The sequence below is a fragment of the Streptomyces sp. HPF1205 genome (assembly GCF_020400825.1).
Classification (GTDB): Bacteria; Actinomycetota; Actinomycetes; order Streptomycetales; family Streptomycetaceae; genus Actinacidiphila.
This window is the reverse complement of sequence record NZ_JAINVH010000004.1, coordinates 43,809-64,619: the sequence shown is the minus strand read 5'-3', so window position 1 is coordinate 64,619 and position 20,811 is coordinate 43,809. Positions and strand designations below refer to the sequence as shown.

20 protein-coding genes and 2 tRNA genes are annotated in these 20,811 nt (G+C 72.7%); 16 read left to right on the top strand and 6 right to left on the bottom strand.

Annotated elements, in window-relative coordinates; genetic code table 11:
- Positions 1–138: 138 nt before the first annotated feature.
- The gene (locus K7G61_RS06200) at positions 139–507 is read left to right on the top strand and encodes a hypothetical protein (protein ID WP_225845895.1); all 369 of its coding nucleotides are present in this window, start codon (positions 139–141) and stop codon (positions 505–507) included.
- Between the two features lie 100 nt (positions 508–607).
- Here the strand turns inward: K7G61_RS06200 and K7G61_RS06195 are convergent, their stop codons facing one another.
- Both K7G61_RS06195 and K7G61_RS06190 read right to left on the bottom strand, forming a co-directional pair.
- Entirely contained in the window at positions 608–1,165 is a 558-nt protein-coding gene (locus tag K7G61_RS06195; protein WP_225845643.1) for a CGNR zinc finger domain-containing protein, read from the bottom strand.
- Positions 1,166–1,393: 228 nt separating this feature from the next.
- The gene (locus tag K7G61_RS06190; protein WP_003959770.1) at positions 1,394–1,807 is read right to left on the bottom strand and encodes an SsgA family sporulation/cell division regulator; all 414 of its coding nucleotides are present in this window, start codon (positions 1,805–1,807) and stop codon (positions 1,394–1,396) included.
- Positions 1,808–2,188: 381 nt separating this feature from the next.
- On the opposite strand from K7G61_RS06190, the gene K7G61_RS06185 reads away from it, so the two are divergent.
- The 3 genes from K7G61_RS06185 (at position 2,189) to K7G61_RS06175 (ending at position 2,974) form a co-directional block, all read left to right on the top strand.
- Positions 2,189–2,263, top strand: a tRNA-Val gene (locus tag K7G61_RS06185).
- A 50-nt stretch (positions 2,264–2,313) separates the two neighbouring features.
- Positions 2,314–2,865, top strand: a complete 552-nt coding sequence (locus K7G61_RS06180) for an SRPBCC family protein (protein WP_225845642.1) — start codon at positions 2,314–2,316, stop codon at positions 2,863–2,865.
- A 37-nt stretch (positions 2,866–2,902) separates the two neighbouring features.
- Positions 2,903–2,974, top strand: a tRNA-Val gene (locus K7G61_RS06175).
- Between the two features lie 97 nt (positions 2,975–3,071).
- Here K7G61_RS06175 and K7G61_RS06170 read toward each other — a convergent pair.
- Positions 3,072–3,803 carry an exonuclease domain-containing protein gene (locus tag K7G61_RS06170; RefSeq protein WP_225845641.1) on the bottom strand — a complete coding sequence of 244 codons (732 nt, stop codon included), beginning with the start codon at positions 3,801–3,803 and terminating at the stop codon, positions 3,072–3,074.
- Positions 3,804–4,366: 563 nt separating this feature from the next.
- Here K7G61_RS06170 and thrS point away from each other — a divergent pair.
- Positions 4,367–6,349: a threonine--tRNA ligase gene (gene thrS, locus K7G61_RS06165; protein ID WP_225845640.1), complete on the top strand. Its 1,983-nt coding sequence runs from the start codon at positions 4,367–4,369 to the stop codon at positions 6,347–6,349.
- Between the two features lie 47 nt (positions 6,350–6,396).
- Here thrS and K7G61_RS06160 read toward each other — a convergent pair whose 3' ends face one another.
- Positions 6,397–7,059, bottom strand: a complete 663-nt coding sequence (locus K7G61_RS06160; RefSeq protein ID WP_225845639.1) for a potassium channel family protein — start codon at positions 7,057–7,059, stop codon at positions 6,397–6,399.
- Between the two features lie 66 nt (positions 7,060–7,125).
- Here K7G61_RS06160 and K7G61_RS06155 point away from each other — a divergent pair, with 66 nt between their 5' ends.
- On the top strand, positions 7,126–7,683 hold the full coding sequence (locus tag K7G61_RS06155; protein ID WP_225845638.1) for an HIT domain-containing protein: 558 nt from the start codon (positions 7,126–7,128) through the stop codon (positions 7,681–7,683).
- A 37-nt stretch (positions 7,684–7,720) separates the two neighbouring features.
- Here the strand turns inward: K7G61_RS06155 and K7G61_RS06150 are convergent, their stop codons facing one another.
- The gene (locus K7G61_RS06150; RefSeq protein ID WP_225845637.1) at positions 7,721–9,370 is read right to left on the bottom strand and encodes a hypothetical protein; all 1,650 of its coding nucleotides are present in this window, start codon (positions 9,368–9,370) and stop codon (positions 7,721–7,723) included.
- 224 nt (positions 9,371–9,594) lie between these two features.
- The gene (locus K7G61_RS06145; protein WP_225845636.1) at positions 9,595–11,826 is read right to left on the bottom strand and encodes an elongation factor G-like protein EF-G2; all 2,232 of its coding nucleotides are present in this window, start codon (positions 11,824–11,826) and stop codon (positions 9,595–9,597) included.
- Between the two features lie 292 nt (positions 11,827–12,118).
- Here K7G61_RS06145 and pgsA point away from each other — a divergent pair, with 292 nt between their 5' ends.
- The 10 genes from pgsA to ruvB all read left to right on the top strand — a co-directional run bounded on the left by pgsA (position 12,119) and on the right by ruvB (position 20,657).
- Positions 12,119–12,793 (top strand): phosphatidylinositol phosphate synthase, encoded by a 675-nt coding sequence (gene pgsA, locus K7G61_RS06140; RefSeq protein ID WP_225845635.1) that lies wholly within the window; start codon positions 12,119–12,121, stop codon positions 12,791–12,793.
- Positions 12,794–12,813: 20 nt separating this feature from the next.
- On the top strand, positions 12,814–13,794 hold the full coding sequence (locus K7G61_RS06135; RefSeq protein WP_263983995.1) for a phosphatidylinositol mannoside acyltransferase: 981 nt from the start codon (positions 12,814–12,816) through the stop codon (positions 13,792–13,794).
- Positions 13,791–14,951, top strand: coding sequence for a glycosyltransferase family 4 protein (locus K7G61_RS06130; RefSeq protein WP_225845633.1), 1,161 nt, complete (start codon positions 13,791–13,793; stop codon positions 14,949–14,951). Before K7G61_RS06135 ends, K7G61_RS06130 begins: the two co-directional genes overlap by 4 nt.
- Before the next feature lie 89 nt (positions 14,952–15,040).
- Entirely contained in the window at positions 15,041–15,604 is a 564-nt protein-coding gene (locus K7G61_RS06125) for a hypothetical protein (RefSeq protein ID WP_225845632.1), read from the top strand.
- Between the two features lie 172 nt (positions 15,605–15,776).
- Complete coding sequence (gene pdxS / locus K7G61_RS06120; RefSeq protein ID WP_225845631.1) at positions 15,777–16,688, top strand: pyridoxal 5'-phosphate synthase lyase subunit PdxS; 912 nt, start codon at positions 15,777–15,779, stop codon at positions 16,686–16,688.
- Between the two features lie 4 nt (positions 16,689–16,692).
- Entirely contained in the window at positions 16,693–17,286 is a 594-nt protein-coding gene (pdxT, locus tag K7G61_RS06115; protein ID WP_225845630.1) for a pyridoxal 5'-phosphate synthase glutaminase subunit PdxT, read from the top strand.
- A 69-nt stretch (positions 17,287–17,355) separates the two neighbouring features.
- A complete protein-coding gene (locus K7G61_RS06110) occupies positions 17,356–18,111 on the top strand; it encodes a YebC/PmpR family DNA-binding transcriptional regulator (protein ID WP_225845629.1) in 756 nt (251 codons plus the stop codon).
- A 127-nt stretch (positions 18,112–18,238) separates the two neighbouring features.
- On the top strand, positions 18,239–18,784 hold the full coding sequence (ruvC, locus tag K7G61_RS06105) for a crossover junction endodeoxyribonuclease RuvC (RefSeq protein WP_225845628.1): 546 nt from the start codon (positions 18,239–18,241) through the stop codon (positions 18,782–18,784).
- Complete coding sequence (ruvA, locus tag K7G61_RS06100; protein WP_225845627.1) at positions 18,781–19,395, top strand: Holliday junction branch migration protein RuvA; 615 nt, start codon at positions 18,781–18,783, stop codon at positions 19,393–19,395. Before ruvC ends, ruvA begins: the two co-directional genes overlap by 4 nt.
- A 176-nt stretch (positions 19,396–19,571) precedes the next feature.
- On the top strand, positions 19,572–20,657 hold the full coding sequence (ruvB, locus tag K7G61_RS06095; protein WP_225845626.1) for a Holliday junction branch migration DNA helicase RuvB: 1,086 nt from the start codon (positions 19,572–19,574) through the stop codon (positions 20,655–20,657).
- Positions 20,658–20,811 lie beyond the last annotated feature (154 nt).

Sequence of the window (20,811 nt, the reverse complement as noted above, 5' to 3'; positions counted from 1 at the left end):
GAGAGGCGAACCGACGCACATTATCCGGGACGAGCTGTCTCGGCATGTGAGTTCCGGGATGCGAGACCCCAGGTAAACAGCGTTGTAAAGTCCGCGTGTTGGGCCCCGGGCGATCATGGACTGCGCGATCATCTCGCTGTGCTGCCGCCCCCCGCAGAAGACCTCGCCGACCCCGCGGCCCGGCCCCCGGCCGACGATCCGGCCGGCTTCGCCGCCGACGCCTCGGCCGGCTCTCCGGTCGGCTCCGCCGCCCGTTCCCCGGCCGGTTCCGCGTCTCCTTCCGCATCCCCGCACGCATCCCCGCACGCATCCCCGTCCGCGCCGCCTTCCGCGCGTCGTTCGACGACCGCCGTGGCGGCCGTGGTCCGCACGCCCGTGGCCGCCTCCCCGGCCGAGGAGCCGAAGGGATGCCTCTACGCGCTCTCCCAGCCGCCGCTGATGCTCTTCCTGTGCGTCATCGGCGCGCTGCTGGGCGCGGGCGCCGCCTGGGACCTGCTGGTCCTGTGAGTGCCGGTGCCGGTGCCGGTGCCGGTGCCGGTGCTGTGCGGGCCGGCGCCGTGGACGCGGCCCGCAGGCCCCCGGACGTCCCCGCGCAGGGCGCGGCGCCTCAGACTGCCGTCTCCCGGCGGCGGGCCCGGTACGCCGCCACGTGCAGCCGGTTGCCGCAGGTGCGGCTGTCGCAGTAGCGGCGCGAACGGTTGCGCGACAGGTCCACGAAGGCGCGCCGGCAGTCGGGCGCGTCGCACCAGCGCAGCCGCTCCCGTTCGCCCGCGACGATCAGGAACGCGAGCGCCATCCCGCAGTCCGCGCCCAGGTGGTCGGCCAGCGAGGCACCCGGGGCGAAGTAATGCACGTGCCAGTCGTAGCCGTCGTGGTCGGTCAGCCGGGGGGTGGTGCCGGCCTCGGCGATCATGGCGTTGAGCATGGCCGACGCCCGGTTGTCGTCGGTCGCCCGGAAGACCTCGGTGAACCTCGCGCGCATCGCGTGCACGGCGGTCACGTCGTCCTGGTCGAGCCGGCCCACCTCGCTGACCCGGTTGCGCTCCACGAACCCGCGCAAGCCGGCGACATCGCCGAGCGCCTCGCGCCCCTCGATCGAGGGCTGGGTGTTGACCAGGTCCACCACGCTGTCCAGCGCGCACCTGGTGTCATGGTTGATCAGCACGGAACGCTCCTGCCGTGGTCGGACGGCTGCGGTTCCGGGTGACTTTAGCGCGCGACGGCCCCGGCCGGGTGCCCGAGGGCGCCGCGGCCGCGGCTGTCACGGCGGACGGCGGGCGCGGGGCCGCGGTACGACCCCGTGTCCGGGGAGCGTTGCCGCCCCCGGGTCCGGCGCTACTGCTGGTGTCCGGGCGTCCCCCCGAGTAGGACGGCCGCGGACCGGGTACGGGGCTCAGCTCTCCGCGAGGATGTGCGAGAGCTCCGTGTCCAGATCGAAATGGCGGTGCTCGGTGCCCGGCGGCACCGCGGCGTCCGTCCGCTTCAGGAAGGACTCCAGGGCCCGCGCCGGGGCTTCGAGCAGGGCTTCGCCCTCCGGGGAGCTGAGGGCGATGCACACGACGCCCTGACCGTGGCTGCGGGACGGCCAGACCCGGACGTCGCCGGTGCCGGTGGGGCGGTGCAGCCCCTCGGCGAGCAGGTCGCGGGCGAACACCCATTCGACCGTCTCTTCGGCACCGGTGTGGAAGGTGGCGTGCACGGCATACGGATCGGCCGTGTCGTACCGCAAGCCCGCGGGCACGGGCAGTGAGGATTCGCTCGACACAACGAGGCGCAGGTGCAGCTCGCAGCTGACCGTGGTGTTCATAAGCGCCAAGGCCTTTCGCTCAGTGTGCGCTCGGGGATTCGCACGTCGGCGAAATCGACATGCCACCTGCGGGGACGTTGTAAACCCCTCTGAGCGGTTTGTGAGGCTTCTGGTACCTCGTCCGGCCCAGCCCGCGGACCTGCCGGAGGGCCGTCGCGGGGGTGCGGCAAAAGTCGTACGTTTGGCTCCGCGACTACGCTCGGTAGCGGATGGGGGTCGCGCGGCCCCGGCACCCTGACGCGGACGAAAGACGGGCGGGGTGACGGCCGAGGGGACGGGCGGGGTGACGGGCGGTTGGCGGGAAGCGCCGGCGGCGGCCCCGGGGGGCCGCCGCCGGGTGGTCGGGAGCACCCTCCGGGTGGGGTAATCTTGCTGGCGCAGGCGCGATTAGCTCAGCGGGAGAGCGCTTCGTTCACACCGAAGAGGTCACTGGTTCGATCCCAGTATCGCGCACCAACCCCGCCGTTTCCCGCCCCCGGACGCGGGCGGATGCGCACACTGGTCCCATGGACTGGAGTCACTACCGCTTCCGCAGTGTGTGGCACCTCGACGCCGAGCCCGACGCGGTCTACCGCGTCCTCGAACGTCCCGACTTCTACCCCCGGTGGTGGCCGCAGGTCCGCGAGGTCCGGCAGACCGGCGAGACCAGCGGGGTGCTCCGGTTCCGCTCCCTGCTCCCGTACGACCTGGTGGTCACGGCCCGCTCCACCCGGCAGGATCCGGCGGGGCGCGTCCTCGAGGTCGCCATGACCGGCGATCTGGAGGGGTGGGTCCGCTGGACCGTCCTGGCCGGCGGGCGCCCCGCCGCGACCCGGCTGCTGTTCGAGCAGGAGGTCGTGGTCCGCAAGTTCCTCATGCGCCTGCTCGCCGTCCCCGGCCGCCCCTTCTTCCGCGCCAACCACGCCCTGATGATGCGCGCCGGCCGCGACGGCCTGCGGGCCTGCCTCGCCGCCGACCCGGCCGATCCGCCGTCCCCGGCCGCTGGACCGCCCGCGGCGGCCGACGACGGCCCGGGGCCGCTGCCGGGCGGCGCGGGCGGCGCGGACCATGTGGTTTGAAGCGCACCGCCCTTCGCCTGTATGGTTCTGACGTCCCGGGCGATTAGCTCAGCGGGAGAGCACTTCGTTCACACCGAAGGGGTCACTGGTTCGATCCCAGTATCGCCCACCGGAAAGAAGGCGGGGCATGTCCGCGAGAACGCGGATGTGCCCCGCCTTTTCCGTGTGCCACGTGCCGCCGTCGTCCCGGGGCGTCCGCGGCGCGCTCAGGCCGCGGCCGGGGAAGTGGGGGCCGGGCGCAGGGGCCAGGCGGGGTCGCGGTGTTCCGGGGAGCCGTCGCGGGCGGGCCGGGACTCGATGCCGGGGGACTGGGCGGCGTGCCAGACCGCCTGACGCGCGTGGAGCTCGGCGGTGGTCATCGGGGCGAGGCGGTCGGCGTAGCGCCGGCCGATGGCCCGTACGAGGGCCAGGGACGCGGTCGCGTCGGCCGCCGCGTCATGGGCGCCGGTCGGCGGGACCTGGTAATGCTCGCAGAGGTCGGCGAGGGCGCGGCGGCCCTCGCGGTACCTGTCCAGGTGCTTGTCCAGCACCCGCGGGTCGAGCACGTGCCAGCCGGAACCGGCGACGTACGACCGCAGCGAGGTGTTCCGGTGCCGGGTCAACTCCCGGTCCAGCACCGTCAGACCGAAGGGCGCGTCCATCACCACCAGGGGCACGCCGGCGGCGCTGACCCGGGCCAGCTCCCCGGCCACCTCCTCCAGCACCGGGCCGGGCGGCCGCCCGTACAACCGCAGGAACTCCTCGGACAGGCCGTGCACCGCCCTCGCCGCCCGCGGCACGGGAACACCCGGATCCACCAGCCATCGGACCACTTCGGCCGACCGGTCCGCGCCCGGTTCGACGACCAGCGCGGCGGAGACGATCCGGTCCGTCTCCACGTCCACCCCCGTCGTCTCGGTGGCGAAGGCGGCCAGCGGACCCTCGTACCAGCGCGGCATGGCGTGCTCCCCAAGTGCATGAATAAAGGATTTCCAGGGGATGTTCGGGAGGAGTACGGCAACTCCCCACCAATGGTGTACCCATGACGGGACGTCGACGAACCGGGATACTTCGCGAGTTTGCGCAGGTCGGAAGGCCAATACGAGGGAGAAAACGTACGAGTCACGCACTGTTGTACGCACGAGCGGACTCGTTCCCCGCGCTCCGGGGACCCGGCCGCGGGGCCTGCTCGGCACCCGCCCGGCGTCCCGCCCGGCGCCGGCCTCCGCCAGGCGGTGCCCCGCCCGGCAACCCCGGCAACCCCCGCAAGAAGGCGCCGGACGCCGTGCGCCCGCCACGGGCCCGGTGCACCGCCCGCACCGCCCGCCGCGGGGCCCCGGGTGCCGCTCGGCCCCCGCGTGCCGTATGCCTTCGCGGGCACGCCTCCGGTCTCGGTACGATTCACCGGTGCGGCCCCTCGCCGCGCGACGGCGTCACGCGGGCGGGGCCCCCGTACCATCCGCACGACGACCCGTACCGACCGTACCGACCCGTATCACGGACCTCAGTCAGGAGCAGACCCGTGTCAGACCTCCGAGTGATCATCACACGCGATTCCGCCGAACCGGAAGAGCGGCTGGTCACGACGGGGACGACGGCGGCCGACCTGTTCCCGGGCGAGCGCTCGGTGGTCGCGGCCAGGGTCGGCGGCGAGCTGAAGGACCTCGGTCACGTCCTCGCCGACGGCGACCGGGTCGAGCCCGTGGAGATCACCAGCCAGGACGGCCTGAACATCCTGCGCCATTCCACCGCGCACGTCATGGCCCAGGCCGTGCAGGAGATCTTCCCCGAGGCCAAGCTGGGCATCGGCCCGCCGATCAAGGACGGCTTCTACTACGACTTCGACGTCGACAAGCCCTTCCACCCCGACGACCTCAAGGCCGTCGAGAAGAAGATGCAGGAGATCGTCAAGCGCGGCCAGCGCTTCTCCCGCCGCGTCGTCACCGAGGACGAGGCCCGCGCGGAACTGGCCGGCGAGCCGTACAAGCTGGAGCTGATCGGCCTCAAGGGCTCCTCCGCGACCGCCGGCGAGGGCGCGGACGTCGAGGTGGGCGGCGGCGAGCTGACCATCTACGACAACCTCGACGCCAAGACCGGCGAGCTGTGCTGGAAGGACCTGTGCCGCGGCCCGCACCTGCCCAGCACCCGGCTGATCCCGGCGTTCAAGCTGATGCGCAACGCGGCCGCGTACTGGCGCGGCAGCGAGGCCAACCCCATGCTGCAGCGCATCTACGGCACCGCCTGGCCCACCAAGGACGAGCTCAAGGCCCACCTGGACTTCCTGGAGGAGGCCGCCAAGCGCGACCACCGCAAGCTGGGCACCGAGCTCGACCTGTTCTCCGTCCCCGAGCCGATCGGCTCCGGCCTGGCCGTCTTCCACCCCAAGGGCGGCATCGTCCGCCGGGTGATGGAGGACTACTCGCGCAGGCGGCACGAGGAGGAGGGGTACGACTTCGTCTACACCCCGCACGCCACCAAGGGGAAGCTGTACGAGATCTCCGGGCACCTGGACTGGTACGCGGACGCCATGTACCCGCCCATGCAGCTCGACGAGGGCACGGACTACTACCTCAAGCCCATGAACTGCCCGATGCACAACCTGATCTTCGGTGCGCGCGGCCGGTCGTACCGTGAACTGCCGCTGCGCTTCTTCGAGTTCGGGACCGTGTACCGGTACGAGAAGTCGGGCGTGGTGCACGGCCTGACCCGGGCGCGCGGCTTCACCCAGGACGACGCGCACATCTACTGCACCCGCGAGCAGATGGCCGACGAGCTGGACTCGACGCTGACCTTCGTGCTCAACCTGCTGCGGGACTACGGGCTCACCGACTTCTACCTGGAGCTGTCCACCAAGGACGAGACCAAGTTCGTCGGCAGCGACGAGGTCTGGGAGGAGGCCACGGAGACCCTGCGGAAGGTGGCCGAGAAGCAGGGACTGCCGCTGGTGCCCGACCCGGGCGGCGCGGCCTTCTACGGGCCGAAGATCTCGGTGCAGACCCGGGACGCCATCGGGCGGAACTGGCAGATGTCCACCATCCAGCTCGACTTCAACATGCCGGAGCGCATGGGCCTGGAGTACACCGCGGCGGACGGCTCGCGGCAGCGGCCGGTCATGATCCACCGGGCGCTGTTCGGCAGCATCGAGAGGTTCTTCGCGGTCCTGCTGGAGCACTACGCGGGCGCCTTCCCGGCCTGGCTCGCGCCCGTCCAGGCGGTCGGCATCCCCGTGGGCGACGCGCACGTGTCCTACCTGCAGGAATTCGCGGCCGAGGCCAAGCGCGAGGGGCTGCGGGTCGAGGTGGACGCGTCGTCGGACCGCATGCAGAAGAAGATCAGGACCTGGCAGAAGCAGAAGGTGCCGTTCATGATCATCGTGGGCGACGAGGACATGTCCAACGGCACGGTGTCCTTCCGCTACCGCGACGGCTCCCAGGAGAACGGGGTCCCCCGCGACCTGGCCCTGCGCAAGATCGTCGACGTGGTCGAGCGCCGCGTCCAGGTGTGACCGCGGACTCCTGTCGGCGGACTTCTGAGGGCGGCCCCCCGGCGCGTTCAAGGCGCCGGGGGCCTCTTCTCGTCCTCCCGCGTGAACACCTGCAGCAGCCACGAGGAGAACGAGCCGGTCACCGCGCCCAGCAGCGCCAGGCCCAGGAACATCAGCAGTCCCGCGACGACGCGGCCGCGGGTGGTGACGGGGGTGGCGTCGCCGTAGCCGACGGTGGTGATCGTGGAGCAGGCCCACCACACCGAGTCGCCGAAGGTACGGATGTTGGCGCCCTTGGCGTACCGCTCCGCCTGATAGACCGACAGCGCGGCGGCGAAACCGAGCAGGAGGGCGCTCAGGCCGGCGTACGAGATGACGCGGCCGTACAGGCTCAGCCGGGGTTGCGCGCGGCGGCGCTGGAGCACCTGGTAGAGGTCGACGATGCGCAGCGGGCGCAGCAGGGGCAGGAACAGCACCACCGTGTCGAGCAGGTTGTCGCGGACGTACGCGGGGCCGAAGCGCCGGCCGCTGAGCCGCCAGCGGACCACGTAGTCCAGCAGGAAGTACCCCCAGGTGGCGACGACGACCGACTTGAGCGCCATGTGCACCGCCGCGGGCAGCCCGGGGTCGAGGACGTGGACGGCGTAGGCGGCGAGGAACAGCAGCGACGCGAAGAACAGGGGGATCTCGCTGCGGTTCTCCCACCGGGTCAGGCGGGTGTCGGCGTCCATCCGGCCAGGATCGCCGGGCGGTGGGGGTGACGGGCCCGGCGACACGCGACCGGGGCCGGAAGTCCTATGCTGATCCGCATGACGAGTGAGCCGGAGCAGCAGCCCGGGGCGGGGGTGCCGGACGCGTTCGAGCGGCTGTGGACCCCGCACCGGATGGCGTACATCCAGGGCGAGAACAAGCCCACCGGCCCCGGTGCCGGAGACGGATGCCCGTTCTGCGCGGTCCCGGCCGAGTCCGACGAGGACGGACTGATCATCGCGCGGGGCGAGCACGTGTACGTGGTGCTCAACCTGTACCCGTACAACAGCGGGCACCTCATGGTGGTGCCGTACCGGCACGTGGCCGACTACACCGACCTGGACGAGGCCGAGACGCGGGAACTGGCCGCGCAGACCAAGCGCGCGATGACCGCCCTGCGCACCGCGTCGGGCGCGCAGGGCTTCAACATCGGCATGAACCAGGGCTCGGTGGCCGGCGCGGGTATCGCGGCGCACCTCCACCAGCACGTGGTGCCGCGCTGGGGCGGCGACGTGAACTTCATGCCCGTCGTCGGCCACACGAAGGTCCTGCCGCAGCTCCTCCAGGACACCCGCAAGATGCTCGCCGACATCTGGCCGTCGTGACCGCCGCCGTGCCGGCGGTCACGACGCGACCGCCGGCTCAGGCGTCGTAGAGGTCCGCCTTCGAGGGCTCGACGCCCTGGACCAGCCCGCTGAGGACCATCGAGCGGCTGGTGAAGTGCGAGGTGTCCACCCCGTTCTCCTGCATGACCTGGATGGCGGCGGCGTGCACGGCCCGCAGCACGGGCGTGGCGGCCCGCAGCGCGTCGTCGGCCATGAAGCGGTGCGCCCAGGGCTTGTCGGCCCAGGTGTGGCGCAGGCCGAACGGCTCGGGCAGCTTCAGGGTGCCGCCGAGGTAGTCCAGGACCGGCGGGAACCAGGTGAGCGGGGCGCGGGCGGCCAGGCGCACCACCTCGGCCGGCTCGATCAGCGGCAGGGCGACCTTCTTGGTCTCCCAGAACCGCACCGTCTTGCTGACCGTCTTCTCCTTGGCCGGCGGGCCGGAGGTGAACAGGCCGTTGACGGGGCCGAGCGCGTGGCCGGTGACCTCCACCCGCAGGGTGCTGGCCAGGACCGTGACGGTCACCATGAGGGTGATCACCAGGTTGCCGTCCCACAGGGTGAACTGCGTGCCCAGGTAGTGCCGGTTGCCCTTGCCGAACTGCTGCTCGTTGCAGATCCGCTGGATCTCGAAGTCCTTGACGGTGTAGCCCTCGACGTCGGAACCGGTCGGGCGGCTGATCTTGCCCGCCTTCTCGCCTATCGGGACCACGATCCAGTGCCGTATGGACGGCTTGGGGAAGCCGCCGGTGTGCAGCGGGCCGCGCTCCAGCATCCGCAGCCGGTCGTGGATGGCGCGGACGACGTCCCAGCTCCGGAACGGGTTGATCTCCTTCAGCCCCTCGACGGGGATCAGCTCCTCGGCCATCTGCCAGCTCGCCCAGCGGGTGCCCATGCCCAGTATTCCCTTGGGGCCGGCGTAGAAGACCACGTTGCTGTTCTGCTCGGCGGCCAGCTTGGCGAAGCTCTGCCGCAGGGTCTCGGCGCGCACCTGGCCGGGGTTGCGGGGGACCGCCTCGGGGATCTTCGCGCCGATCCCGCTGCCGCCGGCCAGGTCGGCCCAGCGGGCCCGCAGGTCCTTCGCGGTGCTCTCGCAGATCCGCTTGGCCACGTACCACCCGATCACCGGGGCGATCATCACCACCCGGCAGTAGAGCTGCCAGAAGCCGCTGAAGGGCGGCCTGATCGCCATCAAGGCGGTGAAGGCGACCGCCACGGCGATCACGACGCCGCCCAGCGCCCCCGCCCTGCTGCCCTTCTCCCGCAGCGAGACCAGCGACCTGCGGAGCTGGAAGGCGCCCAGCCACAGCAGCACGCCGGGCAGGAACAGCAGCCCCGAGACGACCATGATGACGGTCAGCCGGATGTCGCGCTCCTGCCGGATGCGGTTGGCCGCCAGGCAGTGCTCGACCACGGTCTGCGGCTCGATCCCGAAGGACTGCACCACCTGCTCGCGCCCACCGCCGAGCATCCTGACCTGGACCGCCCGTCCCCACGCCTCGCCGAGGTTGGGCTCGAACAGCCGCAGCCGGGGGGCGGTGACCGACGCGCTGTCGTTGATGTCGACGAGCGCGGTCACAGCGGAGTCCCGGTAGGCGGCCGAGGCCAGCGCCTGGGTCGCGCCCGTCTCCCCGTCGGAGCCCAGGAGCGGCACCTGCGCCCCCGGGCTGAAGTCGAACCCGTCCGTCACCGCAAGCCCCCACTCCGCCGTCCGCACGGCACGGCACGACACGCCTCACGTCCACCGCTCCGACCGGACCGTTCCCCGCCGACGCCCACGTCACACGTTCGGAGCACTGTCCACATTAGCGGCGGGGCGGCCCGCGGTGGGGGCGCGAGCCGCCGATTGGCCTCGATCCGGGGACAACTGACACGACGTCACCGTCAACCGGACGCTCTCACGCTCACCCTGGCTCATCGGGCGTGCGCGTGCGCCTCCTCGTCCTGCTGCTCGCGCAGCTTCGCCGCGAGCTGCGGCGGCATCGGCTCGTGCCGCGCGTAGCGGCGGCCGAACCGACCGGTGCCGTGCGACAGCGACCGGAGGTCCACCGCGTAGCGGCCGATCTCGATCTCGGGCACCTCCGCGCGGATCAGGGAACGGCCGCCGGGTGCCTGCTCGGTGCCCAGCACCCGGCCACGCCTGCCGGACAGGTCGCTCATGACGGGCCCCACGTACGCGTCCGGCACCATGACGGTGACCTCCGCGACGGGTTCCAGCAGGTGGATGCGGGCGCCCGCGGCGGCCTCGCGCAGCGCGAGCGCGCCCGCGGTCTGGAAGGCCGCGTCGGAGGAGTCCACCGAATGCGCCTTGCCGTCGACCAGGGTGACCCGGATGTCGACCACGGGGAACCCGAGCGCCACCCCGCGCGCGGCCTGGGCGCGTACGCCCTTCTCGACCGAGGGGATGAACTGGCGCGGCACGGCGCCGCCGATCACCTTGTCCACGAACTCGATGCCCGAGCCCACCGGCAGCGGCTCGACCTCGATGTCGCAGATCGCGAACTGGCCGTGGCCGCCGGACTGCTTGACGTGCCGGCCGCGGGCGGCCGCGGAGGCGCCGAAGGTCTCGCGCAGCGGCACCTTGTACGGCACGGTGTCCACCCGCACGCCGTAGCGGCCGCGCAGCCGCTCCAGCGCCACGTCGGCGTGCGCCTCGCCCATGCACCACAGGACGACCTGGCGGGTGTCCTGGTTCTGCTCCAGCCGCATCGTCGGATCCTCGGCCACCAGCCGCGACAGGCCCTGGGACAGCTTGTCCTCGTCGGCCTTGCTGTGCGCCTCGATCGCGACCGGCAGCAGCGGATCGGGCATCTGCCAGGGCTCCATCAGCAGCGGGTGGTCCTTGGCGGACAGCGTGTCACCCGTCTCGGCGCGGCTCAGCTTGGCCACGCACACCAGGTCGCCGGCCGCCGCCGACGGCACCGGCCGCTGCAGCTTGCCGAACGGCGAGGACAGCGCGCCCACCCGCTCCTCCACGTCGTGGTCCTCGTGCCCGCGGTCCTCCATGCCGTGCCCCGAGACGTGCACCGTCTCGTCGGGCCGCAGGGTGCCGGAGAACACCCGGACCAGGCTGATCCGGCCGACGTACGGGTCCGAGGACGTCTTCACCACCTCGGCGGCCAGCGGGCCGGCCGGGTCGCAGGCCAGGCCGGGCTCGCTGCCGCCGTCGGGGCTGGTCACCGCGGGGACCTCGCGTTCCAGCGGGGTGGGGAAGCCCCCGGTGACCAGTTCCAGCAGTTCGAGGGTGCCCAGGCCGTGCCGGGCGCCGTCGGCGGCGGGCGCGGCGGGCAGCACCGGGTAAAAGGTGCCGCGGGCCACCGCCCGCTCCAGATCCGTGATCAGCGTCTTGACGTCGATCTCCTCGCCGCCGAGGTAGCGGTCCATGAGGGTCTCGTCCTCGCTCTCGGCGATGATGCCCTCGATGAGCCGGTTGCGCGCCTGCGTCAGCTCCGGGAGCAGACCGGGGCCGGGCTCGGCCTCGCGGCGCTCGCCGGAGGCGTAGTCGTACACCTTCCGCGACAGCAGCCCCGCCAGGCCGGTGACCGGGGCGTGGCCGTCGGGCCCCGCCGGGCCGTGCACGGGCAGGTACAGCGGCAGCACCGCGTCGGGGTCGTCGCCGCCTAGCTCCGCGGCGCACTGCGCGGCCGTCTCCTCGAAGCCGGCCCGCGCCGACTCCAGGTGCGTGACGACCACCGCGCGCGGCATCCCGACGGCCGCGCACTCCTCCCACACCATCCGGGTCGCGCCGCCGATGCCCTCGCCGTCCTGCGCGGCCGAGACCACGAACAGCGCCGCGTCCGCCGCCCGCAGCCCGGCCCGCAGCTCCCCGACGAAGTCCGCGTAGCCCGGCGTGTCCAGCAGGTTGACCTTGATGCCGCCCCATTCCACCGGGACGAGGGAGAGCTGGACCGAGCGCTGCTGCCGCTGCTCGATCTCGTCGTGGTCGGAGACCGAGCCGCCGTCCTCGACGCGGCCGGCCCGGTTGACCGCCCCGGCGGCCAGCGCCAGGGCCTCCACGAGTGTCGTCTTTCCGGCTCCGCTGTGGCCGACCAGCACCACGTTCCGTACCGTCTCGGGGCGGTCGGCCGCCGGTGCCCTTCCGGCGGCTCCCGGCTGTACGTCTCTCCTGTCGGATGCACCACCCATGTGCTCTCGCCTCCCGGTCCAGGGGAGCGCGATGGGGAGACCCGGTCAGGCCTCCTCATCGACGCCTGCGGTCTTTCGACCTTCCCACGACGGTCACGGTGCGTCCATACGTCGCACATCTGCCGGTAGGGTCGGCCGTCCGGGCAACGCCCCGCGCGTCCGGGGCCCGGCGGCTGGCTACGATGGGCCATCCCGGTGGCCGATCCGGCCGCCGTGTTCGATGTCAGCTCAGATGTCAGCTCAGACGTCACCCCCGTGACGTCACCGAACCACCGAGCCAGTCGGGAAGGCCATGCTGAACAAGTACGCGCGTGCGTTCTTCACGCGTGTTCTCACGCCGTTCGCCGCGTTTTTGCTGCGCAAGGGGGTCAGCCCCGACGCGGTGACCCTGATCGGGACAACCGGGGTCGTGGCGGGCGCGCTGGCCTTCTACCCCAGGGGGCAGTTCTTCTGGGGCACGGTGGTCATCACCCTGTTCGTCTTCTCGGACCTGATCGACGGGAACATGGCCCGCCAGGCCGGCCGCAAGAGCCGCTGGGGCGCCTTCCTGGACTCCACCCTCGACCGTGTCGCCGACGGGGCCGTCTTCGGCGGCCTGGCCATGTGGTACGCGGGCAAGGGCGACGACTTGGTGCTCTGCGCGGTCACGATCTTCTGCCTGGCCAGCGGCCAGGTGGTGTCGTACACCAAGGCGCGCGGCGAGGCGATCGGACTGCCGGTCGACGTCAACGGCCTGGTGGAGCGCTCCGAGCGCCTGGTGATCACCCTGGTGCTGTGCGGCCTGTCCGGCTTCCACCGCACCTTCGGGGTGCCCGGCATCCAGTGGCTGCTGCCGATCGCCCTGTGGGTGGTGGCCGCGGGCAGCCTGGTCACGCTCGTCCAGCGGGTGGTCACCGTGCGCCGCGAGGCCGCCGAGGCCGACGCGGCCGACGCGCTGCGGGCCGCCGAGCACCGGAGCGGCGTGTGAAGGAACGCCTCACCGACGGCATGTACGGGCTCGGCTGGAGCGCCGTCAAGGCGCTGCCCGAGCCCGCCGCCCGCGCGCTGGGCCGCACCATCGCCGACACGGCCTGGCGGCAGCGCGGCAAGGGGGTGCGCCGCCTGGAGTCGAACCTGGCCCGCGTGGTGCCGGACGCCGGTCCCGAGCGGCTGCGCGAGCTGTCCAGGGCGGGCATGCGCTCGTACCTGCGCTACTGGATGGAGTCCTTCCGGCTGCCCGCCTGGAGCAAGGACCGCATCCGCGGCGGCTTCGACCCCGAGGACGTGCACCACCTGACCGACGGGCTGGCCGCGGGCAACGGCGTCATCCTCGCCCTCCCGCACATGGCCAACTGGGACCTGGCCGGCGCCTGGGTCACCACCGCGCTGGAGACGCCCTTCACCACGGTCGCCGAGGTGCTCAAGCCCGAGAGCCTCTACCACCGCTTCGTCGCCTACCGCGAGGGCCTGGGCATGGAGGTGCTGCCGCACACCGGCGCCGCCGCCTTCGGCACGCTCGCCCGGCGGCTGCGGGCCGGCGGCCTGGTCTGCCTGGTGGCCGAGCGGGACCTGTCCGCGCGGGGCGTCGAGGTCGACTTCTTCGGAGAGAAGACGCGCATGCCGGCCGGACCCGCGGCGCTCGCCCAGCAGACCGGCGCCCTGCTGCTGCCCGTCACCCTCTGGTACGACGACTCGCCCGTCATGCGGGGCCGGGTGCACCCGCCGGTGCCGGTCCCGCCCAGCGACGAGCGGGCCGTGCGCACCGGCGTGATGACCCAGGCCCTCGCCGACGCCTACGCCTCGGGGATCGCCGCGCACCCCGAGGACTGGCACATGCTGCAGCGGCTGTGGCTGGCGGACCTGCCCGCCCGGGACCCCCGGCCCGACGCCGGTCCGGCGTCCGGGCGGCCCCCCGCCCCGCGCGACCCGAAGACGGCGACGGAAACCGGGACGGCGACGGAAACCGAGACGGAGACGGAGACGACGTGAGGATCGGGATCGTCTGCCCGTACTCGTGGGACGTGCCCGGCGGCGTCCAGTTCCACATCAGGGACCTTGCCGAGCATCTCATCGCACTGGGCCACGAGGTCTCCGTCCTCGCGCCCGCCGACGACGAGACCCCGCTTCCGGACTACGTGGTCTCGGCCGGGCGGGCCGTGCCCGTGCCGTACAACGGCTCGGTGGCCCGGCTCAACTTCGGCTTCCTGTCCGCGGCGCGGGTGCGCCGCTGGCTGCACGAGGGCCGCTTCGACGTCATCCACATCCACGAACCCGCCTCCCCCTCGCTCGGCCTGCTGTCGTGCTGGGCCGCGCAGGGCCCCATCGTGGCCACCTTCCACACCTCCAACCCGCGCTCGCGCGCGATGATCGCCGCGTACCCGATCCTGCAGCCCGCGCTGGAGAAGATCCGGGCCCGGATCGCGGTCAGCGAGTACGCGAGGCGCACCCTGGTCGAGCACCTCGGCGGGGACGCGGTGGTCATCCCCAACGGCGTGGACGTCGACTTCTTCGCGCGGGCGGAGCCGAAGCCGGAGTGGCAGGGGCAGACGATCGGCTTCATCGGCCGGATCGACGAACCCCGCAAGGGCCTGCCCGTCCTGATGAGGGCGCTGCCCGCGATCCTCGCCGAACACCCGGGCGCCCGCCTGCTGGTGGCCGGGCGGGGCGACGCCGAGGAGGCACTCGGGTCGCTGCCCGCGCCGGTACGGGACCGGGTGGAGTTCCTCGGCATGGTCAGCGACGAGGACAAGGCGCGGCTGCTGCGCAGCGTCGACCTCTACGTCGCGCCCAACACCGGTGGCGAGTCCTTCGGCATCATCCTGGTCGAGGCCATGTCCGCGGGCGCGCCCGTGCTCGCCAGCGACCTGGACGCCTTCGCCCAGGTGCTCGACCAGGGCGCGGCCGGCGAACTGTTCGCCAACGAGGACGCGGACGAACTCGCCGCCGCCGCGGTCCGGTTGCTGTCCGACCCCGCCCGCCGCGCCGAACTGCGCGCCCGCGGCAGCGCCCATGTGCGCCGCTTCGACTGGTCCGTCGTCGGCGGCGACATCCTCGCCGTCTACGAGACGGTCACCGACGGCGCGGCGAGCGTGGCGGCCGACGAACGCACCGGGCTGCGCGGGCGGTTCTGGCTCGCCCGGGACTGATCCACCCGCGTCCACCCGCCGTCACCCGCCTCCCGCTGGTACGACCGTTGTGAACCGGCCCGAACGGGGCACCGCCCGCGCCGGTAGCCTTGCCGCCCGTGACCACCACCATCATCCTGATCGCCGTCGCCCTGGTCGCCGTCGGCCTGTACCTGAGCTGGACGGCCGGCCGTCTGGACCGGCTGCACGCGCGTATCGACGCGGCGCGGGCCGCGCTGGACGCCCAGTTGCTGCGGCGGGCGTCGGTCGCGCAGGAACTGGCCACCGCCGGCGTACTGGACCCCGCGGCCTCGATCGTGCTGTACGAGTCCGCGCACGCCGCCCGCTCCGCCGAGCCGGAGCAGCGCGAGGTCGCCGAGAGCGAACTGAGCCAGGCGCTGCGGGCGGTGCTCGCCGAGACCGACACCGTCACGGCGGTACGGCAGGCCCCCGGCGGCACGGCGGCCATCGGCGAGCTCACGCAGGCGGTGCGGCGGGTACCGATGGCCCGGCGCTTCCACAACGACGCGGTGCGCGCCGCCCGCGCCGTCCGCGAGCACCGCGTGGTGCGCTGGTTCCGCCTGGCCGGCCACGCCCCCTTCCCGCTCGCCTTCGAGATGGACGACGAGCCGCCGGCCGCGCTCACCGCGGAGGGCGGCGCCTCGGCGCTGTGACGCCGGGGGAGCGGCGGGACGCGCGGGCGTACGGGACGGCGGGGGAGCTGCGGGACGCGCGGGACCGCGGTGGCGTCCGGAGGAGCCACCTGAGCGGAATTGGCCCTTTCCGGCCGTCGATCGGCCGCTGGACGATAACGGAAAAGCCCCTTTCGTCAGGAGTGAGGTCACCGTGTCCACCACCCCGTCCACCGAACCGACCCCGGCGACCGGCACCGCGCGCGTCAAGCGCGGCATGGCCGAGCAGCTCAAGGGCGGCGTGATCATGGACGTCGTCACCCCCGAGCAGGCGAAGATCGCCGAGGACGCCGGCGCCGTGGCCGTCATGGCCCTGGAGCGGGTGCCCGCCGACATCCGCAAGGACGGCGGCGTGGCCCGGATGTCCGACCCGGACATGATCGAGGGGATCATCAACGCCGTCTCGATCCCGGTGATGGCCAAGTCCCGCATCGGCCACTTCGTCGAGGCCCAGGTCCTCCAGGCGCTCGGCGTCGACTACATCGACGAGTCCGAGGTCCTCACCCCGGCCGACGAGGTGAACCACTCCGACAAGTGGGCCTTCACCACCCCCTTCGTCTGCGGTGCCACCAACCTCGGCGAGGCCCTGCGCCGCATCGCGGAAGGCGCGGCCATGATCCGCTCCAAGGGCGAGGCCGGCACCGGGAACGTCGTCGAGGCGGTCCGCCACCTGCGGCAGATCAAGGGCGAGATCTCCCGCCTGCGCGGCCTGGACAACAACGAGCTGTACGCCGCCGCCAAGGAGCTGCGCGCCCCGTACGAGCTGGTCAAGGAGGTCGCCGAGCTGGGCAAGCTGCCGGTCGTGCTCTTCTCGGCCGGCGGCGTGGCCACCCCCGCGGATGCCGCGCTGATGCGCCAGCTCGGCGCCGAGGGCGTGTTCGTGGGCTCGGGCATCTTCAAGTCCGGCGACCCGGCCAAGCGCGCCGCCGCCATCGTCCGCGCGACCACCTTCTTCGACGACCCGAAGGTCATCGCGGACGCCTCCCGCAACCTGGGCGAGGCCATGGTCGGCATCAACATCGACGTCCTGCCCGAGGCCGACCGCTACGCCAACCGGGGCTGGTGAGCCCGTGACCGTCCAGCCCACCATCGGCGTCCTGGCGCTGCAGGGCGACGTGCGGGAGCACCTGGCGGCCCTGGCCGCGGCGGGCGCCGCGGCCAGGCAGGTGCGCCGCCCCGAGGAACTCGCCGGCCTGCAGGGCCTGGTGCTGCCCGGCGGCGAGTCCACCACCATCTCCAAGCTGGCCGTGCTGTTCGGGCTGATGGGGCCGCTGCGCGCCGCCATCCGCGACGGCCTGCCGGTCTACGGCACCTGCGCCGGCATGATCATGCTCGCCGACAAGATCCTCGACCCGCGCTCGGGCCAGGAGACCTTCGGCGGCATCGACATGATCGTCCGCCGCAATGCCTTCGGCCGGCAGAACGAGTCCTTCGAGGCGCTGGTGGACGTCGCCGGCGTCGCCGGCGGGCCCGTGGAGGGCGTCTTCATCCGCGCGCCCTGGGTGGAGTCGGTCGGCGCGCGGGCCGACGTCCTGGCCGAGCACGACGGCCACATCGTGGCCGTCCGCCAGGCAAGGGTGCTGGCCACCTCGTTCCATCCGGAACTGACCGGTGACCACCGGGTGCACGAACTCTTCGTGCACATGGTGCGCACCGAGAGCTGACCGTGTCCCGGTAGGATCGACCGAGCGACGAAGTACGGCGAGTTTTGGTGACGCGAAGGAGACTGTCGGATGTCCGGCCACTCTAAATGGGCGACGACGAAGCACAAGAAGGCCGTGATCGATGCCAAGCGCGGCAAGCTCTTCGCGAAGCTGATCAAGAACATCGAGGTCGCGGCCCGGGTCGGGGGCGCCGACCCGGACGGCAACCCCACGCTCTTCGACGCGATCCAGAAGGCCAAGAAGCAGTCGGTCCCGAACAAGAACATCGACAGCGCCGTCAAGCGCGGCGCGGGTCTGGAGGCCGGCGGCGCCGACTACCAGACGATCATGTACGAGGGGTACGGGCCCAACGGTGTCGCGGTGCTGATCGAGTGCCTCACCGACAACCGCAACCGCGCCGCCTCGGACGTCCGCGTGGCCATGACGCGCAACGGCGGCTCGATGGCCGACCCCGGCTCGGTGTCGTACCTGTTCAACCGCAAGGGCGTGGTGATCGTCCCCAAGAGCGGCGATCTCACCGAGGACGAGGTGCTCGGCGCGGTCCTCGACGCGGGCGCCGAGGAGGTCAACGACCTCGGCGACTCCTTCGAGGTGATCAGCGAGGCCACCGACCTGGTGCCGGTCCGCACGGCCCTGCAGCAGGCCAGCATCGACTACGACTCGGCGGACGCCAACTTCGTCCCCACCATGCAGGTGGAGCTGGACGAGGAGGGCGCCCGGAAGATCTTCAAGCTGATCGACGCCCTTGAGGACAGCGACGACGTGCAGAACGTCTTCGCGAACTTCGACGTCTCCGACGAGATCATGGAGAAGGTCGACGCCTGAGGCGCGTCGGGAGGGGCCGGCCGGGACATCCCCGGCCGGCCCCTCCCGCGTTCGCGCCGATTGTCGGTGCCAACCGATAGCCTGCGGGAGCAGGCAGGATCGGGCGAGCGGGAGGGAGGGGAGCGCGGTGCGGGTGCTGGGGGTGGACCCGGGGCTGACCCGGTGCGGGATCGGCGTGGTCGAGGGGGCCGCGGGCCGTCCGCTGGCACTGGTGGGCGTCGGGGTGGTGCGCACGCCCGCCGAGGCGGACATCGGCACCCGGCTGGTGCAGATCGAGCGCGGCGTCGAGGCGTGGCTGGACGAGCACCGTCCCGAGGCGGTCGCCGTCGAGCGCGTCTTCAGCCAGCACAACGTGCGTACGGTGATGGGCACCGCCCAGGCCAGCGCGGTCGCCGTGCTCTGCGCCGCCCGGCGGGGGCTGCCCGTACACCTCCACACGCCCAGCGAGGTCAAGGCCGCCGTCACCGGCAGCGGCCGGGCCGGCAAGGCGCAGGTCGGCGCGATGGTCACCCGGCTGCTGCGGCTGGACGCCCCGCCCAAGCCGGCCGACGCCGCCGACGCCCTCGCCCTGGCCATCTGCCACATATGGCGCGGCACCGCCGACAGCCGCCTTCAGCGCGCGGTCGCCGCCCACCGCAAGACCGCCGGACCAGCCCAGGAGCCCGCCACATGATCGCCTTCGTCAGCGGCCCGGTCGCCGCGCTCGCCCCCGACACCGCGGTGATCGAGGTCGGCGGCATCGGCGTGGCCGTCCAGTGCGCGCCCGGCACCCTCGCGGACCTCCGGGTCGGCCGGCCCGCCCGGCTCGCCACCTCCCTGGTGGTCCGCGAGGACTCCCTGACGCTGTACGGCTTCGCGGACGACGACGAGAAGCTGGTCTTCGAGCTGCTGCAGACCGTCAGCGGTGTCGGCCCGCGGCTGGCGCAGACGATGCTGGCCGTGCACTCGCCGGACGCGCTGCGGGCGGCGGTGGCCGCGGGCGACGAGAAGGCGCTGACGGCCGTCCCCGGCATCGGCAAGAAGGGCGCCCAGCGGCTGCTGCTGGAGCTGAAGGACCGGCTGGGCGAGCCCGCGGGCGGGCCCGGAGCCGACCGGGGCGTCGGCAGCCCGGTCGGCGCCTCCTGGCGCGAGCAGGTGCACGCCGCTCTGCTGGGGCTCGGCTACGGCACCCGGGAGGCCGACGAGGCGCTGGCGGCCGTCACCCCGCAGGCCGAGGCCGACCGGCGGCCCGACGTCGGCACACTGCTGCGGGCCGCCCTGCAGAGCCTGAACCGCACCCGCTGACCCGCGGCCCGCGCACGGGCCCGCCGGTCCCCGCCCCGCCGGGCCGCACCCGCGACGCGGCGGGCCCGGCACCGGCACCCCGCACCGCCCACCCGTACCGAACCTTCCCGCACCGAGAACCACCCGTACCGAGAACCACCTGTTACCGAGAACCGCCCCCGACCCGGAAGACCATCATGAACTGGGACGACGCCCCCGACGCAGCGGCCGAGCGACTGGTCGCCGCCGACGCCGACCGCGAGGAGCAGGCGGTGGAGGCGGCACTGCGCCCCAAGGACCTGGACGAGTTCATCGGGCAGGAGCGGGTGCGGCAGCAGCTGGACCTCGTGCTCAAGGCCGCCCGCAAGCGCGGCGGCACCGCCGACCACGTATTGCTCTCGGGTGCGCCCGGGCTCGGCAAGACCACCCTGTCGATGATCATCGCCGCGGAGATGGGCGCCCCGATCCGCATCACCTCCGGCCCGGCCATCCAGCACGCCGGCGACCTGGCCGCCATCCTGTCCTCCCTCCAGGAGGGCGAGGTGCTCTTCCTCGACGAGATCCACCGGATGTCGCGGCCCGCCGAGGAGATGCTCTACATGGCCATGGAGGACTTCCGGGTCGACGTGGTCGTCGGCAAGGGGCCGGGCGCCACCGCGATCCCGCTGGAGCTGCCCGCGTTCACCCTGGTCGGCGCCACCACCAGGGCCGGCCTGCTGCCGCCGCCGCTGCGCGACCGCTTCGGCTTCACCGGCCACATGGAGTTCTACGAGCCCGCCGAACTGGAGCGGGTCATCCACCGCTCGGCCGGGCTGCTGGACGTCCCCGTGGCCGCGGACGGCGCCGTGGAGATCGCCGGGCGCTCCCGCGGCACCCCCCGCATCGCCAACCGGCTGCTGCGCCGGGTCCGGGACTACGCCCAGGTGCGGGCCGACGGAGTGATCACCCGCGAGGTCGCCGCCCGCGCCCTGGAGGTCTACGAGGTCGACGCCCGCGGTCTGGACCGCCTGGACCGGGCCGTGCTGCACGCCCTTCTGAAGCTTTTCGGAGGCGGTCCTGTGGGTTTGTCCACATTGTCCGTCGCGGTGGGGGAGGAACGTGAGACTGTGGAGGAGGTCGCCGAGCCGTTCCTCGTCCGTGAGGGCCTGCTGGCCCGTACTCCGCGAGGACGGGTGGCGACCCCCGCGGCCTGGGCGCACCTGGGCCTCGTACCCCCGCAAGGAGGCGGCGGAGCGGGTCAAGGTGCCGCCGGACCGGGACAGACCGGGCTGTTCGGGCCGTGACCTGGCGGGGACTCGCTTGTTGAGGAACCCCAGTGCCATGCTTGGCGTTGTTCCAACGGCGAGTCAGCGCTTAAACTCCGCCGACGCCCTTCCTCCGGAGCGGCAACCACATCCCGAGACCCAGGCCGGCGCAAGCCGGCCGCGCGAAGGAACG

Coding starts and splice junctions, on each gene's coding strand:
- ruvA (WP_225845627.1), top strand. CDS start 18,781: ATGATCGCCTTCGTCAGCGGCCCGGTCGCCGCGCTCGCCCCCGACACC.
- K7G61_RS06160 (WP_225845639.1), bottom strand. CDS start 7,059: ATGGACGCCGACACCCGCCTGACCCGGTGGGAGAACCGCAGCGAGATC.
- K7G61_RS06190 (WP_003959770.1), bottom strand. CDS start 1,807: ATGAACACCACGGTCAGCTGCGAGCTGCACCTGCGCCTCGTTGTGTCG.
- K7G61_RS06155 (WP_225845638.1), top strand. CDS start 7,126: ATGCTGATCCGCATGACGAGTGAGCCGGAGCAGCAGCCCGGGGCGGGG.
- K7G61_RS06145 (WP_225845636.1), bottom strand. CDS start 11,826: ATGGGTGGTGCATCCGACAGGAGAGACGTACAGCCGGGAGCCGCCGGA.
- ruvB (WP_225845626.1), top strand. CDS start 19,572: ATGAACTGGGACGACGCCCCCGACGCAGCGGCCGAGCGACTGGTCGCC.
- K7G61_RS06170 (WP_225845641.1), bottom strand. CDS start 3,803: ATGCCGCGCTGGTACGAGGGTCCGCTGGCCGCCTTCGCCACCGAGACG.
- K7G61_RS06110 (WP_225845629.1), top strand. CDS start 17,356: ATGTCCGGCCACTCTAAATGGGCGACGACGAAGCACAAGAAGGCCGTG.
- K7G61_RS06180 (WP_225845642.1), top strand. CDS start 2,314: ATGGACTGGAGTCACTACCGCTTCCGCAGTGTGTGGCACCTCGACGCC.
- pgsA (WP_225845635.1), top strand. CDS start 12,119: ATGCTGAACAAGTACGCGCGTGCGTTCTTCACGCGTGTTCTCACGCCG.
- K7G61_RS06135 (WP_263983995.1), top strand. CDS start 12,814: ATGTACGGGCTCGGCTGGAGCGCCGTCAAGGCGCTGCCCGAGCCCGCC.